Source organism: Lederbergia lenta NBRC 16444, assembly GCF_001591545.1.
Lineage (GTDB): Bacteria > Bacillota > Bacilli > Bacillales > Bacillaceae_C > Lederbergia > Lederbergia lenta.
Map to the genome: position 1 here is coordinate 2,022,087 of NZ_BCVC01000001.1, position 17,006 is coordinate 2,039,092.

The window sequence follows — 17,006 nt, forward strand, 5'->3', positions numbered from 1 at the left end:
TTTTGAATTGTTATTATTATTATAAGCTAAATACGTATGCTTATGAGGGTAATCGCAAATCCTTTCATACTATTCTAATATATCTGGATAATCGACAAAAAAACTGATAAATACTTTTTATTTATCAGTTTGAATCAATTTCATAATAGATACATTCATATGGAAATCTAATAAAGTTGATTTCCGCTCCAATCAATGAAGTTAAAGCCTCCTGAGTGCACTTTCATGTAATATTTTAGTATATCGCCCAGATTAAGAAATTAAGAAATTAGGAAATTAACTCAGTTTTTATATACAATAGAATTTTACTTTTCTACTTATTACTTTATTAACAGAGACGAAAAATATTTGCGTCCATCCGCGGTAGATATATGAAGCGTTTCACTTACATTTTTGTTATTTTCACCTATATACTTTTCAAATTCAACAAAAGCTCCACTTAAATTTTCAATAATACTTTTAATTTTATACCCTTCATGTACTAATAGGTCTATTCGATCCCTCTCTTGTAAGAATGCTTGATAATCAGACATATTGATTACACTCTCCTTTACTTTTTACAAGTGTGTGTTTACATTCTCAGGGCCTGCAGATACTTTTGGGTCTATATTAATCTCCCAATCACGTCCAACGGTAATCCCTAAATACTTTTCATCATTTGGATCTTCGATTTCAGACTGCCTATATTTCTTAAACCACCAATATTTTGCTAACACATAATAGATAACAGCGCCTGCCACAAAACCGACAATAAAGGAATATGCTGATAAATAATAGGCGGCGAATCCTCCAATCACCCATGCAATGATTCCTGCCATATTAAATCCATTCATATATTTATATTGGCCATTATTTTCATACAGTTCATGTACATTTACTCGTCTCTTGCGAAGCACATAATAGTCTGTAAATAGAATGCCAACAATCGCAGATAAGATTCCCCCTATAATAAGCAATGCCGGAATAATAATATCAAATAGACTCCACGGCTGAACGACTATTCCAATAATGCCTGCTACCAATACTGCTGCCCAAAATGGCACTTTTGGCCCTCCTACATTCGAAAAGATTGTGGCGGCAGGGATAACGTTGGCAGAAGTATTTGTGGACCATTGTGCGAACACGATCATTAATAAAAGAATGCCGAGAACAAAGCCACTTGCCGCTTCTTGCAGTGCAACAACAGGATCAAAATTTGATACAGCAATATATGAAACTGCCCCGATAATAATCATAAATGTATTTACGATGGGCATGACGATAATACTACCCACTATTTGTGATTTATTTCGTTTAAACCAGTTTCGTTCATTTTTGGGGGCTTTAAAGAATCTAGATAAAGAAGGCATATCAGCAGCCAACGTTGCCCAAAATCCCATATTACTCATGATGACGACCATAAAAGCGGTTATTGCAGCACCACCTGTAACAGGGCTTTCCACCCATCCCCAGACTTCTCTTCCTTGTTCCATGGCTTGATCGGAAAGTGAAACATACATCCATGAAGAAATGATAATAATAATTGGTGCGGCCAAATCTGCAAATCTTTCAATCGCCTTAATTCCTAAGGCTGTATTTATTAGTTGTGCTGCTGCAAATAATAAGAAACAAATAAACCAATTATTAAATCCAAAAAGTATATTTAATATCCCATTCATTGCAGTTGCTCCAAAATACGTGTTGAGCCCAAACCAACATGCCGCTGTAATACCACGTACCAAAGACGGAATATGTGTACCTATTGTTCCAAATGGAGCTCGCATATAGACCGGGAAAGAAAGACCATGCTCTATTCCGATATCGCCGATGATAGTCATAAAGATTCCGATCGCAACAGATCCAATAATCGTTGCAACTACAACCCAACCTAAAGATAAACTTTGTACTCCCGAACCGCCAATTGCAAATGCTGCCAAAACTACTGCCATTCCTACCCAAATTACCGCAAACCCTTTAGCGCCTATATTTCTATCACCATGTGCAATTGGAAGTAAATCTGAAGACTTTAGATAATTTCCACTCTGCTTCATGAATACACCTCTTTTTCCGCTAAATGGTTTTTACACGAAGGGCTCTATGGCATTAAAATGGAGGATCATTCTCCATCTGGGTTCATTCATTTTGCGAAATAAAATGAATTAAGCAACGGTATTATTACTATCTTCCTTCTGCGTCTCATAAATATCTACATCCTCCGGAACCTCTCCACCTGGAAGAAAAACATTCAATAAGACACCTAATATGGCGGATAGCGCCATGGCATGTATTTCGAAGTTCTCAGTAAACTTTAAGGTTGCTCCTCCAATACCAATTACTAGAATTACTGAGGAAATGATCAGATTTCTTTTATCACCAAGGTCTACCTTACTATCAACTAGCATCCTTAATCCAGATGCCGCGATTATTCCAAATAGAAGGATAGAAATCCCTCCCATAACTGGAGTCGGAATAGAGCTAATAAGTGCAGTGATTTTACCGATAAATCCAAAGACAATCGCTAAAACAGCTGCGCCACCTATCACGAATACACTAAATACTCGAGTAATTGCTAAAACCCCAATGTTTTCACCATACGTGGTATTCGGTGGACCGCCTATTAAAGATGCAAGCATTGTAGCAACACCATCACCCATAATTGATCGGTGCAAACCTGGTCTTTGAATTAAATCTTTTTGAACAACTTTACTTAAGACCATTTGATGACCAATATGCTCAGATAATGTGACGATTGAGACAGGTATCATTAAAGTGATGATACTCCAAGATAGACTAGGCGTATAATTTACAAAAGGAATGAGAAAGTCTGGCATTTCCAAAATACCTGCTGCTTTAACTCCTGTTAAATCCACTAACCCGATCGCTGAAGCGTACAGATATCCTCCAAATATACCTATTAACACAGGTATTAGGTTAAGGAACCCTTTTAAGAAGATCGAACTAAGAACAACAATCGCAAGCGTGACTAATGCTACAGAAAAGTATAGTAAACTATAATTTCCCTCAGGATTATTCATTGCCATTCCAATAGCAGTAGGTGCTAAACTTAAGCCAATAACGACAATAACCGGTCCAACAACAACTGGTGGCAAAATTCTCACAAGCCACTTATGACCAGTAGCTTTAATGACTATTGCTACAACCCCATATACTAGACCAGCTAAAAAGCTTCCTACCATTGCCGCACCTGGTCCTCCTGCTGCTGTAGCAGCAATGATTGGTACGATGAAAGCGAAGGACGAACCAACATACGCTGGAACTTGACCTTTTGTGATCAAAAGAAAGGCAAGTGTTCCTAATCCACTGGAAATAAGAGCAACCCCAGGACTTAACCCCACTAAGTATGGAACTAGAATCGTTGCACCAAACATCGCAAATAAATGTTGTATACTTAGGACTAAAAACTTTCCGGGTGGCGGAGATTCATGTATCCCTAAAACAACTTCCGATTTTTCGTTACTCATTTCTGCTCCCCCTCTCCAATTGGCAAAACATTCCGAATAATCAAGATGCAATAAAGGGGGAGGATTTTCTTTATTATACCTCCACCTATGAACGAAAATGTTTTATGAAATTCTTAATGAGTGAATGTCTTCTTTTCTTTCTCTTTAGCATTAGTCTCGTATTTAGCACGTTTCAAATAGCGCCCCATTCCTATATTACCAACGAAATTTTTGTCGCGGATAACAAATTCTCCTCGTGACAGAACAGTAACAGGTTCTCCAGTGATTTTCATTCCTTCGAAGGCGTTATAATCAACTGCCATATGATGTGTTTCAGCAGAAATAGTTCTTTCCACTGTTGGATCAAAGACGACGATGTCTGCATCTGCACCAACCGCTATTGTTCCTTTCTTAGGATATAATCCAAATAATTTAGCAACTCTTGTTGATGTAATGTCAACAAACTGATTTAATGTGATTCTTCCTTTTCTTACTCCTTCTGAGAAAAATACACTTAACCTATCCTCTATAAATGGTCCTCCATTTGGGATTTTTGAAAAATCGCCTTTTCCAAGATCTTTTTGTCCATTAAAATCGAATGAGCATTGATCAGATCCTAATGTTTGAAGTTGACCCGTTTTAAGAGCAGTCCATAAAACATTTTGATTCCATTTTTCACGAAGTGGTGGAGACCAGACATATTTAGCACCTTGAAAATCAGGTCTTTCTAAATAGGATTGATCCAATAATAAATATTGCGGACAAGTTTCTCCCCATATATCAATTCCCTTACTTCTAGCTTCCGCAATTTTCTTAGCAGCCTCTGCACATGATACATGAACGACATAAAGCTGTGAGTTTGCAAGACCTGTAAATATTGCGGCCCTTTCCGTTGCCTCGCCTTCTATTTCCGGTGGTCTTGTTAGGGCATGGTAGATCGGATCAGTATTTCCATGTTCTAAAGCTTCCTTAGTTAAGTAATCGATCACATCCCCGTTTTCAGCATGAACCATAACGAGTGCACCAAGTTCTTTTGCAGCAATAAGCGTCTGGAAGAGTGTTTCATCATCAGCTTGAAGCACATTTTTATACGCCATAAATACTTTAAATGATGTAATACCTTCATCATCAATGACAGATGGCAGTTCTTCTAATACTGCATCGTTTACCTCCCCAATCATAAGATGGAAACCGTAATCGATCACAGCTTTATTTTTCGCTTTTGCATGCCAAGTTGCAATGGCATCTTTTAGTGGCTCTCCCTTATTTGTTAAACAAAAATCGATGACTGTTGTCGTACCGCCAAAGGCTGCTGCGATTGTACCCGTTTCGAAATCATCCTTAGTGACTGTTCCTCCGAACGGCATTTCTAAATGGGTATGGGGATCTATCCCACCAGGAAACAAATAACATCCGTTCGCATCGATAACTTCGGAGTCTTGAGTAGAAATATTTTCTCCTATCATACTGATTACACCATTTTCAATGAGTACATCCGCACTGTACGTATCCGCTGCTGTAACAATTATTCCGTTTTTTATTACTTTTTTCATACTTCTCCTCCTTTTATTTTTGAAGATAATCTGAATTATTTACTAACTGCGTCTACACTGCAACCAACAGCACCGATAGCTGTTTGACGTTGATTCCATGTCATTGGCGGGAGTCCGCTTGGTATTTCAATCATGTCGATCGCCCCATCCACCGGACAGACAATCGAGCATAAATTACAACCAACACAATCCTCTTCTCTTACTTTTAAAATATCGTTTCCATTTTCATCTTTAAACATATCAATACATTGGTGTGCCGTATCTTCACATGCAATATGGCATTTATTACAATTAATACAAATATCATTATTAATTTGAGCAACGATGTTATAATTGAGATCCAATTCACCCCAGTCAGAATATTTATTGACCGATTTTCCAACGATGTCCATCGCTGAAGCAATCCCTTTTTCGTCTAAATAATTATTTAACCCATCAATCATATCTTCGACAATTCTAAAACCATGATGCATCGCCGCTGTACACACTTGTACTCCAGTCGCTCCCATTAACATAAATTCTACTGCAGATTGCCAATCAGACACTCCGCCTATTCCCGAAATAGGGATATTAATTTTTGGATTTCTCGCACAGTCCCCAACCATGTGTAACGCAATTGGTTTAACAGCAGGCCCGCAATAACCACCATGAGCACCCTTTCCAGCAACATGTGGAATTGTATCCCATGAATTAATATCGACACCTGCTAAACTATTAATGGTATTGATCATGCTAATTGCATCTGCTCCACCTTTTACAGCAGATTCTGCCGTTACAGTAATATCTGTAATATTCGGAGTAAGCTTAACAATTACTGGCGTTTTAGCTGCTTCTTTTGCCCAGTAAGTTTGTTTTTCCACCAATTCAGGCACTTGACCGGATGCAGAACCCATTCCTCTTTCCGCCATCCCATGAGGACAACCGAAATTAAGCTCTAAACCATCTACTCCTACATCTTCCACTCTTTTTACAATTTCATGCCATTTCTCTTGCTTTGGTTCTACCATGAGCGAAGCAATAATCGCATGATCTGGAAATCGCTTTTTCGTTTCATAAATTTCCTTTAGATTTACTTCAAGAGGTCTGTCAGTGATCAATTCTATATTGTTAAACCCAGCTACTTTTTGTCCATTAAAGCTAACTGCAGCAAAACGTGATGATACATTTAAGATAGGGTCTCCTAAAGTTTTCCACACTGCTCCTCCCCATCCAGCTTCGAACGCTCTTTGAACTTGATATCCAGAATTTGTTGGAGGAGCAGAAGCTAGCCAAAATGGATTAGGTGATTTAATGCCTGCTAAATTAATACGTAAATCTGCCATTTATTTATACCCCCTTTATATACTTTTCTTAAGCAATTTCCGAAATCGTTCCAAATAATAACTTATGAATGGCATACGCAGTATCTTTGCCTTGCTGTGCAGCTGATACTACCATCGCTTCTCCCTGACCTTTTCCAAAAATTGCATCTCCACATGCGAACACCTTATCATTTGATGTTTGATATGTTGTTTGATCAACCTTCACAACACCACCATGATGGACTATTCCAAACTGCTCAATGAGCTCTACATATCTTGATTGACCAATTGCCTTAATCACAGCGTCTACTTCTAGCGTAAATTCCGAACCTGCAACAGGAACTGGACGGCGTCGCCCATCTTCATCCGCCTCACCTAATTCCATTTTGAAACATTCAATTTCCTTGACGTGTCCATTTTCATCGCCAATAATCCGTTTTGGTGCAGTAAGCCATCTAAACTCTACCCCATCTTGCTTAGCAAACTCGTATTCAAAATCATAAGCTGTCATTTCTTCGATCGTTCTTCTATAGAGTATCTTTACATTTTCCGTCCCAAGGCGAACCGAGCAAGTCGCCCCATCAATTGCAGTATTTCCAGCTCCGATTACAACCGCCCTCTTTCCAAGAAACTCGTCTGTAATTGGCTTTGTTTTTGTATCCTTCACAAACTCGATTGCGTCATATACTCCTTCTAATTCCTCACCAGAGATACCTAAATCTGGAACATTAGACATGCCAATTGCTAATATGGTAACATCATAGTTTTCAATGATTTCATCTACTAAGATATCTTCTCCAACCCGAGTATTTGTGCGGATTTCAACGTCCAAACTCTCTACCTGTTCTACTTCCCAATAAGATATTTCTTGCGGCAGTCTAAAAGAGACAATTCCATATGTGTTTAATCCCCCAGCCTTTTCTTCCGCTTCAAAAATGGTAACATGATAACCTAATAGTCCCAGTTCACGCGCAGCAGATAATCCTGCTGGTCCTCCTCCAATAATTGCTACTTTTTTACCGTTTTTCTTTCCAGGTTTGAATAATACTTGTTCATTTTTAATTGCCCAGTCTGTCGCATAACGCTGTAAATCTCCAATCATAATTGGTTTCGTGGAGTGGTTAAGCACACAAGCTCCTTCACATAATTCTTCCGTTGGACAAACACGGGCACAACTTGCACCTACTGGATTAGCCGTCATAATTGTCTTAGCCGATCCTTTTATATTCCCTGAGGCAATTTTTTTGATAAAGGTGGGGATATCAATTCCAGTTGGACAAGCTGTAATACACGGAGCATCATAGCAATATAGACAGCGATTTGATTCTTCTATCGCTTCCTGATTTGTTAATCCAAGATCTACTTCCTCAAAGTTCTTACTTAAATCCTCAAACCAAATTCTAGATTGATTTGCGTGACTCACAATAGACAACCTCCTTTAGGAATGATATTAAAAAAATTCCCTTTAAATGACTACAAAGCTAGGAATTTTACTTTTTTGCGCTGGATAAATGGGCAATTACTACTCCCATTTAGGGGTATTATACTTCTACATTCCACACCGAGATAACGCTTTCAACAAATGGGTGAAAAAATTCCTCCTTTTTCAATTCATACGAAACATTTGGAGTTTACATTAATTTTACTTTTACATAATAACTTTTGCATTATACACAATGTTAAATAAAGCCCTCTGTTTGCTTTTCATTGTGTAACATCTCAAATTGTTAGACGATCTCGATAAATAAAAAATAGTGCAGTAAACATTAATATCAATCCTATGACCCTATTCCAATTAATAGGAATTACTTCCACACCAAAGAATCCAAAATGGTCGATTACCATACTTATTAAAACTTGTCCTATAATAGCAGATAAAATGGTTAAAGCAACTCCAAGATGTGGAACAGCTATGATGATTGTCATAACAAAAATAGCACCTATGAACCCTCCAACTAATTGCCATTTTGGAACAGCAGAAATACCACTCATTTGCCCCTTTCCAAAAAATAAGACAATAAAAGTTAAAAAGAGAGTGCCAATGAAAAACGAAAAAAGGGCACCTTCAAATGTTCCAATTTTCTTTCCCAATTCCCCATTAACCGGTGCTTGTATTCCCGCCAACATTCCTCCTAATATGGAGATGATAATATAAATTAATTTCGCCAATATCATTCCTCCAAATATAAGTTATAATTTTCTATTAGATTAACATATTATATTCAAAATATTTGTAGAATTATCTGTTAGGATTTAATACAGCTTGTAGTAGAATTATAAAAAGGACCTCTTAGTAATTACCAAGAGATCCTTTTGTCAAACTTTGGATTATATTTCGCTATTCTTTTTATCTCGCTATAGTGCTCAACGTCTAGCAACTTCACGATTTGTTCTAAGTCAACATCGGCTCGCCTTACAGACTTACCGTGTCTCTTTTATCTCAAAGGGCTCCTTCACTAAACCCGCAATTTCTTAAGACACAGCTTATACGCCGATGAGCAGGAGCTTTCGCTTTTCTTTTTAACTTTCAGCTAATTTAAATTTCCCTTTATTTTTCGTGAAAATTTGGATAGCTAACATTACTGTGAATAGAATAATGCCGATTGTATCTGACATTCCTTCAGGATACATGAGCAGTAATCCCGCAATAATAGCGATGATACGTTCAAACCAATATAATTTCCTATACCAAAATCCGATAATACCTGCTCCGATTCCAATCATGCCGGTAAATGCGGTGAATACGACCCAAATCAGATATGGTATTGTTGTATCTATCATCAAGAGCTCTGGAGACAAAACAAACATGTATGGAATAACGAATGCGGCGATAGCCAATTTCGACGCATTCACACCGGTTCGAATAGGCTCTCCCCCCGCGACTCCTGCGGCGGCAAATGCTGCCAAGGCAACAGGTGGTGTAATATCTGCCACGATCCCAAAGTAAAAAACGAAAAGGTGGGCAGATAATGCAGGTACACCTAGCAAGATAATCGCAGGTGCTGCAATCGTCGACGTAATAACATAATTTGCTGTTGTCGGTGAACCCATACCTAACACAATCGATGTTATCATCGTAAAGAATAATGTAAGTAATAGCTGTTCGTTCGCAAGACCAACAAGTCCATTAGCAAGTTTTAAGCCTAACCCTGTTTTCGTTACAACACCAACAATGATACCAGCGGCGGCTGTTGCAGCTGCTACGGATAAAGCTGTCCGTGCCCCATCAACGAGGCCTTCAACCATTTGTCTGAAACCAATACGAGTATCTTTACGTATGGCGCTGACTACAATTGTGCCGATGATTGACCATAGTGCTGCGCGCATCACACTAACACCACTCATTAGTAAAACGATAACTAATAGAATAGGAATTAATAAATAGATTTTCGATAATACTTCTTTACGATTTGGAAGCTGTTCTTTCGGCAATCCTTCTAAACCCATCCTTTTTGCTTCAAAGTGAGTCATAATCCAAATGCCTGAGAAATAAAGCATAGCTGGAATGGCTGCTGCTTTTGCAATTTCCCAATAACTAATCCCACCAATAAATTCAACCATCAAAAACGCTGCTGCCCCCATAACGGGTGGCATGATTTGCCCACCTGTAGAAGCAGCTGCTTCTACAGCACCAGCAAATTCTTTCCTATACCCTAACTTTTTCATCATTGGGATTGTAAATGACCCAGATGTTACAACATTCGCAACGGAGCTTCCACTAATTGTCCCTTGCAAAGCGCTTGAAAAGATCGCTACTTTAGCTGGGCCCCCAACTCGACGTCCAGCTAATGATAAAGCAAGATCATTAAAATATTGGCCAACTCCGGTTTTCACTAAAAAGGCACCAAATAATAAGAATAGAAATATAAAAGTTGCTGAAACGTACAAAGGTGTTCCTAATATCCCTTGGGAAGTAAAGAACATTGTATTCACGAGGCCTTCAAAATTCAGTCCCCGATGTCCTAAAAATCCTGGCATCGACTGACCGAAATAAGCATAAGCCATAAACAATGCCGCAATGATTGTGATCGGTAAACCTACAGCTCTCCTAGTGGCCTCAAGTGTTAATAATATAGCAATCGTTCCTACTGTTAAGTCTAGGGGCGTTAATATACCTACTCTATTTACAATTGTATCTATCATCAATGGCCAGTAGGCACCAACTCCGACTGATAATAATGCAAAAATATAATCATACCAAGCCACTGAATTTTTCTTCTTAGATTTCCTGCTCACTGGGAACAATAAAAAAATTAGAGATAGAGCAAAACCTAGATGAATAGATAGTAAGATTTGGCGTGGAATTGATTGTGTGATCGATGCGTATAATTGAAAAATGGAAAAAGCCAATAAACCAAAGAAAACAACTATACTAATTGGACCTCTCAGTTTTCTAGTGGCTGATTCTGGATCATATTTTTCTAATAACTTTTGTTGTTCTTCGACAGATAATGATTCGTGTTTATACTTGTCCGCCAATGATATTCACTCCTTTCCATATCTGCCACAGTGCCAACTTCCTCTCGCGAATAGTAACCAGTGACCCGGGGTCCACGATGGAGGAAAACAAAAAATCATTATTATTTACTTCCAAATGATGTTCTCCTACTACTTGCGCAGTCCTCATATGTATATTCGAAAAATCGCGCGCCATATTTCGTATATAATACTTTCCGTTCTTTATTTCGAAGGTCTCACCATATTCAGCATTGGATGGCATGCCAATAGCCGTATCTTCATACATTAATTCATTTTGTTGGATTGTTCCGTCTTCTAAAACTTGATATGTTTCTTTCACATCAGTCAGGTGAATAGAGTGGGTATATTTAATGTGAAAGATTCTATCTGTTTGTTGTAAAGGAAAATAGGCAAGAACTTTTCCCGTATTTCCATCTTCGATTACAATAGAACTACGAAAAGGTATAAACATTATACATAATAATAAAATGAATGAAATAGAAAAAATTATTACATATTTATATTTCAGCATTGTTTCCCAACTCTTCCCACTGATAAATATAACAATGGCTATAAAATCACTTTATCCTTTATTTCGCTTTTATGACCAGCATTATTCAGCCTAGAACCAATTAAATATTTACAGACAGTTTCTCCTCCACCAATTCTCCTTTATTTCAAGCATGATGGTAGAGGATTACTGCCCGCTATACATGTGATAAATCTTCTATTCTGCGGATATTCCTTTTTCGTCAAAATACTTTTTGGCACCTGGGTGTAACTCAATTGCCATACCATCCAATGCATTTTCAGCTTTGATTAGTTTTCCTTTTGCATGGCCAATTTTATCTGTATTCTCGAAAATGGCTTTCGTCATTTCATAGACCAGGTCATCTGTTAACTCAGAACTAACCACAAGCATCGCTTGCACTGCCACTGTTTCAAGATCCGCATCAGCTCCGTAAGTGCCTGACGGAATTGTTTCCTTTGCATAATAAGGATACTTTTCGATCAATGCATCAATTTTATCACTTTCAAGGGGAACGATGACGACATCTTCTGTCGCAGCCAACCCTTCCACTGCTCCTGTTGGTGTTCCAGCGGTAATAAATGCTGCATGAATGGTACCGTCTTGAATCCCTGTTGTAGAATCATCAAAAGAAAGATTACGCGCTTTCAAATCATCTACTGTTAAATCATACATTTCAAGAATTTGTTCGGCATTTGCAAGTGTTCCGGAACCAGCTTCTCCAACGGAAACTGTTTTTCCTTTCAAATCAGCAACTGATTTAATACCAGACTTTGCTGTAGTTACAATTTGAATTGTCTCAGGATAAAGCGTCCCAAGACCATTAATATTGTCCACCTTTTTACCATTAAACATCATTGTGCCTTCATTAGCATATGTGGCAATATCCGTTTGTGTAAAAGCCACTTCTGCTTCACCTTTTTGAATAAGTGTCATATTCTCGGCAGAAGCACCAGAAGTAGTTGCGTTTGCTTCAACACCTGTTGCATCTTTAATCATATTTGCAAAGTTTCCACCAAGCGGGTAGTATGTCCCACCTGTCCCTCCTGTAGCAATACTTAAAAATTTGATTCCGTAATCGCTTCCATTTTTATCATTCTTATTACCACTATCTCCGGCTTTCTTATCACCGCCGCAGGCAGCTAGTACAATAGATAATACGAGCATGAGCACCGCACTTAGTAAAAGACTTTTGTTCTTCATTCGTTCGTTCTCCCCCTCATATTTAATCAGCTAGAAATTCATTCACAATTTTAACACAATTGAATTTTAAAGAAAAGACTACTTTAGATACATAAAATAGTCTTCCCATCTGTATTAAGCTAAATTCTCATCACGTTTCATTGGAGCGGATTGTTTCCTACTTTTAGCCCTGCGATCCGGTGATAGCAGCCTCTCAAGCCAACCCATTACTAAATCAGCGGCGACTGCCATTATTGCTGTAGGTATTGCTCCTGCTAGTATAATCGCCGCGCCGTCCGTTACATTTGTACCTCTGATTATAATGGACCCTAGACCACCCCCACCGATGAAGGCTCCAATAGTCGCAACTCCAATCGAAATAACAAGTGCCGTCCTCAATCCCGCTAAAATTACGGACATAGCTAATGGTAGCTCAACCATCCACATTAATTGAAATTTAGTCATCCCCATTGCAAATCCCGATTCAAGCATAGGTTTCTCAATACCTCTTATACCGGTATATGTATTTTTGATGATTGGTAAAAGGGAATATAAAAATAAACTCGCTACAACTGTATTTGCACCAAGCCCCATGGCTAACATGAGAATTGCAAGCATTGCAAGTGCTGGAATAGTTTGGATAATATTTGTAATCGATAAAACCAATTTGCTAAGTCTATGATAACGAGCTATTAGTATGCCTAACGGAATTCCGATTATTGCTGCAAAAACAACGCCGTACGCAGACATTAAAAAGTGTCGAAAAAACTGTGCCCACACATAGGACGAATTTTGGATATAATACTGTGATAATTCTTGTAATATATTCAAGGGATCACCTCATTTCTTCATTCAAAATAATTGTTTTTCTCCAAAAAATCTTTAGCAACGATCGCAGGCTCTTTTTTTTGTACATCTGCTTCATAATTTAATTCAGTCATTAAATCAGTCGATATTTTTCCAGATAACTTTTGTAAAATTTCCCTAACCTCTGGATGCTTAGCAAGAAAGTCGTTTCGTGCGACTGGAGAACCCTCATATGGAGGAAAAAAATGCTTATCATCTTCAAGAGCGATTAAATCAAATGCTTTTAATCGTCCATCCGTACTATAGGCAAGTACGACATCCATTTTACCGCTACTAACTGCCTGATAAACGAGTCCAGTTTGCATTGGAAAAGCTTCGCCAAATTCATATCCATATGTTTCAATAAATCCCTGATAGCCGTCTCCTTTGCGTTTCAGCCATGAATTATCTACACCTAAGCTAATTTCATCCGCAATGCTTTTTACGTCCGATACTGTTTTCAACTGATTTGCATCAGCTAATTCTTTTGTAACAGTAAATGCATACGTATTTGAAAATCCGTAAGAATCAAACCAAGTTTGATCAAATCTTTCTTCAAATTCTCTCTGTACAATCTCCATCGCTTTATTTGGATCGCTTACTGGATCCATTTTAAGCACTCCCGACAAATCTGTCCCAGTATATCTCACTGCCGTTATATCTACTTGATTATCTGTTAAAGCTTTATGCTGAACAATCGATGAACCTAAATTCTCAATCATTTCCACTTTTAAATCTGTGTTATGCTCGATCATCAAGCGAATAATATGACCAAGAACATGTGACTCAGAGATTGTTAATGTCCCAATTCTAACTGTATTGTCTGCATTTCCACTTAAGCCTGGTAATGAGCAACCTAGTAAAAGGAATGTAGACAGCAATAACAGTAAACTATTTTTCAATGCTGTTTTCATCATTGTTCCTCCTCTCCTCTACGCCATCTCATTTTGCTTTCTAATGCCTTTCGGAGTTGATCTATACTCTAATCTACCAAGCAAGAAGTCGGTTATGAGCGCAAGTATCGTTACTGGTACTGCTCCCGCGATAACTAGATCCGTTTGGAATAAATTAAGACCATCAAAGATAAAATCGCCTAATCCTCCGCCACCAATAAAAGAAGCTAGCGTGGCCCAGCCAATCAAATAGACTGAGGATAATCTAACACCTGCCATAATAACCGGAATGGCTAAAGGAATCTCTACATTAAAAATCCTTTCTAGTGAAGTCATACCCATTCCCCGTCCCGCTTCTAATAATTTCTCGTCCACCCCTTTAACACCTGTATATGTATTTCTTAAAATCGGCAAAACAGAATATAAGAACAATGCGAAAATAGCAGGAATTTTTCCAATTCCTAAAAGTGGAATAAAAAATGCTAAAATAGCTAAACTCGGAAACGTTTGAATAACGCCTGCCACGCCCATTACAAATCCCGCGATTTTAGGCAAGCGGGCTAATAAAATACCCAATGGTATTGCGACGATAATACCTAATATTAATGCCGCAATAGAGATATATAAATGTTCCCATGTTTTCATTAGAAGATCGTTACCATTGGAGTTGAAAAAATTCATTAGACTTTCCATATACTCACCCCCCTATTGATTCTCAGTAATGAGTTGTTCTTCTTCCGCACCCCAAATAGAGTCATATACTACATCAACAAGACTTGCTCTTGTGATCAAACCGATTAGTTTATGTTCCTCGTTCACAACGGGAATATATTTTAGGCCTCTTACTAAAATTTTCCGGATTGTGTCACGTAAAAGTGCATCTTGTTCGACAACAAATAAATCTTTTTCCATAATTTCAACAACAATTTTACTCATGTCACGAATTCGGTCAATCATCTCTACCGTTATAAATCCTTTTAAAATTCCGCGATTATTTACAGCCAGCAATGTATCCACTCTCTTTTTTTTCATCCATTGTAGCGCTTCAGATAACGTTGCATTAATTGCAATAGTAACAGGATCAGGATTCATTATTTGTCCCACTGTTTGCATATTTTGTTTCGCTTGAATCAGTCTTTCCTTACCAATAAAATCTTCAACAAATTGATCAGCGGGATTATGTAAAATATCATCTGGTGTACCAACTTGTACAATTTTTCCGGCTCGCATAATAACTATTTTATCCGCTAATTTGATTGCTTCATCCATATCATGCGTAACAAAAACAATTGTTTTTCCTAATGTCTTTTGTAAATGTTTAAATTCTGCTTGTAATGAATCTCGTGTAATAGGATCCACCGCTCCAAACGGCTCATCCATTAAGATCAGCGGTGGGTCAGCAGCAAGCGCTCGAAGGACTCCGATTCTTTGTTGCTGTCCACCACTTAATTCAAATGGATAACGATCTAGATACTCCGGGTCCATATTTACTAATTCTAATAATTCTTCGGCCCTAGCGGTTCTTTTCGTACCTGGCCATTTCAAGAGCCTTGGCACTAATGCAATATTTTCTCTAATTGTCATATGGGGAAATAATCCAATTTGCTGAATAACATAACCAATAGATCGGCGAAGCTGGACTGTATTTTGCTCCAAAATATTTTTCCCATTTAAATATATTGCTCCTTCTGTCGGTTTCACTAGTCTGTTAATCATTTTCATTGTCGTCGTTTTTCCACAGCCACTCGGCCCGATGAACATAACAAATTCACCTTGTTTAATTTCAAGATTTATTCCGTCAACAGCCTTATTCCCGCCCGGATAAACCTTGGAAACATTTTTAAATGTAAGCATATTGCCCCTCCATTATTTATATTTTTAAGAAATACTGGCTTCTGTGATACAAATCACAAGAATACCTTATAATTTATTCAGATAGAGTTTTAGTTATATTACCCTAAATGAAGGGCTTAATAACTTTTTTTTGCATCTTTTATGTTTTGCTGTAATAATATGTCGTATTATGTGTTTCTAAACTAATAAGGAGGAATGTTAATGTCGATCCCACAAGGAACGATAAAAGAGATAGAATTTGAAAGTTCAGAGTTAAACGAAACTTTAACTCTATTATTGTATCTACCCGCATCATTTTCTCCTTTATTCAACTATTCATTAGTGATTGCCCAAGATGGAAAGGATTATTTTCAAATGGGAAGACTGGCGAGATATGCGGACGAGTTAATAGATGATGGAGAAATTGAAAATATTATAGCTGTTGGCGTTCCTTATAAAAGTGTAAAAGACAGACGTAATAAGTATCATCCTCAAAGCAAGGAACATCAGGCGTATATACGTTTCTTAGCCCATGAGCTTGTACCTTGGATCGATCGGGAATATCCCACTTATGAAGTCGGGAAAAGCCGAGCATTAATGGGTGATAGCCTTGCAGCTACTGTTTCACTATTAGCCGCTTTAAAATATCCAAATGTATTTGGAAAAGTTATTTTACATTCTCCATATGTGAATAAAAGTGTTTTAGATGCGGTAAATATCCATGAGTTTCCTCATTTATTGGATGTATATCACGTAATTGGTGACAAAGAATCAAATGTGGAAATCTCAGATATGAAAGACTTTTTAACACCAAATCGAGAGTTACATCATTTATTTGAGAAAAAAGGATTTCATCATTTTTACGAAGAATTTTCTGGAGGACATTCTTGGAAATATTGGCAACCTGATGTAAAAAGAGCTCTACAACAGATGTTCTCATGAGAATCATCTAGTCCTGTATGAAGTTTTTC

At 37.8% G+C, this 17,006-nt stretch carries 15 protein-coding genes; 1 reads left to right on the plus strand and 14 read right to left on the minus strand.

Annotated elements, in window-relative coordinates; genetic code table 11:
- Positions 1-320: 320 nt before the first annotated feature.
- From BLE01S_RS09585 to BLE01S_RS09650, 14 genes are all read right to left on the minus strand, one after another.
- Complete coding sequence (locus BLE01S_RS09585; RefSeq protein ID WP_066140367.1) at positions 321-533, minus strand: hypothetical protein; 213 nt, start codon at positions 531-533, stop codon at positions 321-323.
- A 24-nt stretch (positions 534-557) separates the two neighbouring features.
- Entirely contained in the window at positions 558-2,030 is a 1,473-nt protein-coding gene (locus BLE01S_RS09590) for an NCS1 family transporter (protein WP_066140372.1), read from the minus strand.
- Positions 2,031-2,138: 108 nt separating this feature from the next.
- Positions 2,139-3,461: a solute carrier family 23 protein gene (locus BLE01S_RS09595; protein WP_066140375.1), complete on the minus strand. Its 1,323-nt coding sequence runs from the start codon at positions 3,459-3,461 to the stop codon at positions 2,139-2,141.
- A gap of 113 nt (positions 3,462-3,574) precedes the next feature.
- Positions 3,575-4,993: a dihydropyrimidinase gene (hydA, locus tag BLE01S_RS09600; RefSeq protein WP_066140378.1), complete on the minus strand. Its 1,419-nt coding sequence runs from the start codon at positions 4,991-4,993 to the stop codon at positions 3,575-3,577.
- A 35-nt stretch (positions 4,994-5,028) separates the two neighbouring features.
- A complete protein-coding gene (gene preA, locus BLE01S_RS09605; protein WP_066140381.1) occupies positions 5,029-6,315 on the minus strand; it encodes an NAD-dependent dihydropyrimidine dehydrogenase subunit PreA in 1,287 nt (428 codons plus the stop codon).
- A gap of 28 nt (positions 6,316-6,343) precedes the next feature.
- Positions 6,344-7,717 carry an NAD(P)-dependent oxidoreductase gene (locus tag BLE01S_RS09610; RefSeq protein ID WP_082788635.1) on the minus strand — a complete coding sequence of 458 codons (1,374 nt, stop codon included), beginning with the start codon at positions 7,715-7,717 and terminating at the stop codon, positions 6,344-6,346.
- Positions 7,718-8,013: 296 nt separating this feature from the next.
- Positions 8,014-8,463, minus strand: coding sequence for a DMT family transporter (locus tag BLE01S_RS09615; RefSeq protein ID WP_231955832.1), 450 nt, complete (start codon positions 8,461-8,463; stop codon positions 8,014-8,016).
- Positions 8,464-8,814: 351 nt separating this feature from the next.
- Positions 8,815-10,773 carry a TRAP transporter permease gene (locus BLE01S_RS09620; RefSeq protein ID WP_066140387.1) on the minus strand — a complete coding sequence of 653 codons (1,959 nt, stop codon included), beginning with the start codon at positions 10,771-10,773 and terminating at the stop codon, positions 8,815-8,817.
- A complete protein-coding gene (locus BLE01S_RS09625; RefSeq protein ID WP_066140389.1) occupies positions 10,757-11,284 on the minus strand; it encodes a DUF1850 domain-containing protein in 528 nt (175 codons plus the stop codon). The genes BLE01S_RS09620 and BLE01S_RS09625 overlap by 17 nt, the downstream gene beginning before the upstream one ends.
- A gap of 195 nt (positions 11,285-11,479) precedes the next feature.
- Positions 11,480-12,484 carry a TAXI family TRAP transporter solute-binding subunit gene (locus BLE01S_RS09630; RefSeq protein ID WP_066140391.1) on the minus strand — a complete coding sequence of 335 codons (1,005 nt, stop codon included), beginning with the start codon at positions 12,482-12,484 and terminating at the stop codon, positions 11,480-11,482.
- A 114-nt stretch (positions 12,485-12,598) separates the two neighbouring features.
- The gene (locus BLE01S_RS09635; protein WP_066140394.1) at positions 12,599-13,294 is read right to left on the minus strand and encodes an ABC transporter permease; all 696 of its coding nucleotides are present in this window, start codon (positions 13,292-13,294) and stop codon (positions 12,599-12,601) included.
- 17 nt (positions 13,295-13,311) lie between these two features.
- Positions 13,312-14,226 (minus strand): osmoprotectant ABC transporter substrate-binding protein, encoded by a 915-nt coding sequence (locus tag BLE01S_RS09640; RefSeq protein ID WP_197713558.1) that lies wholly within the window; start codon positions 14,224-14,226, stop codon positions 13,312-13,314.
- A 15-nt stretch (positions 14,227-14,241) separates the two neighbouring features.
- The gene (locus BLE01S_RS09645) at positions 14,242-14,895 is read right to left on the minus strand and encodes an ABC transporter permease (protein WP_066140400.1); all 654 of its coding nucleotides are present in this window, start codon (positions 14,893-14,895) and stop codon (positions 14,242-14,244) included.
- 12 nt (positions 14,896-14,907) lie between these two features.
- Positions 14,908-16,056 (minus strand): betaine/proline/choline family ABC transporter ATP-binding protein, encoded by a 1,149-nt coding sequence (locus BLE01S_RS09650; protein ID WP_066140402.1) that lies wholly within the window; start codon positions 16,054-16,056, stop codon positions 14,908-14,910.
- Between the two features lie 201 nt (positions 16,057-16,257).
- Between BLE01S_RS09650 and BLE01S_RS09655 the strand changes: the two genes are divergently transcribed.
- Complete coding sequence (locus BLE01S_RS09655; protein ID WP_082788636.1) at positions 16,258-16,977, plus strand: alpha/beta hydrolase; 720 nt, start codon at positions 16,258-16,260, stop codon at positions 16,975-16,977.
- The last annotated feature ends 29 nt before the right edge of the window (positions 16,978-17,006 follow it).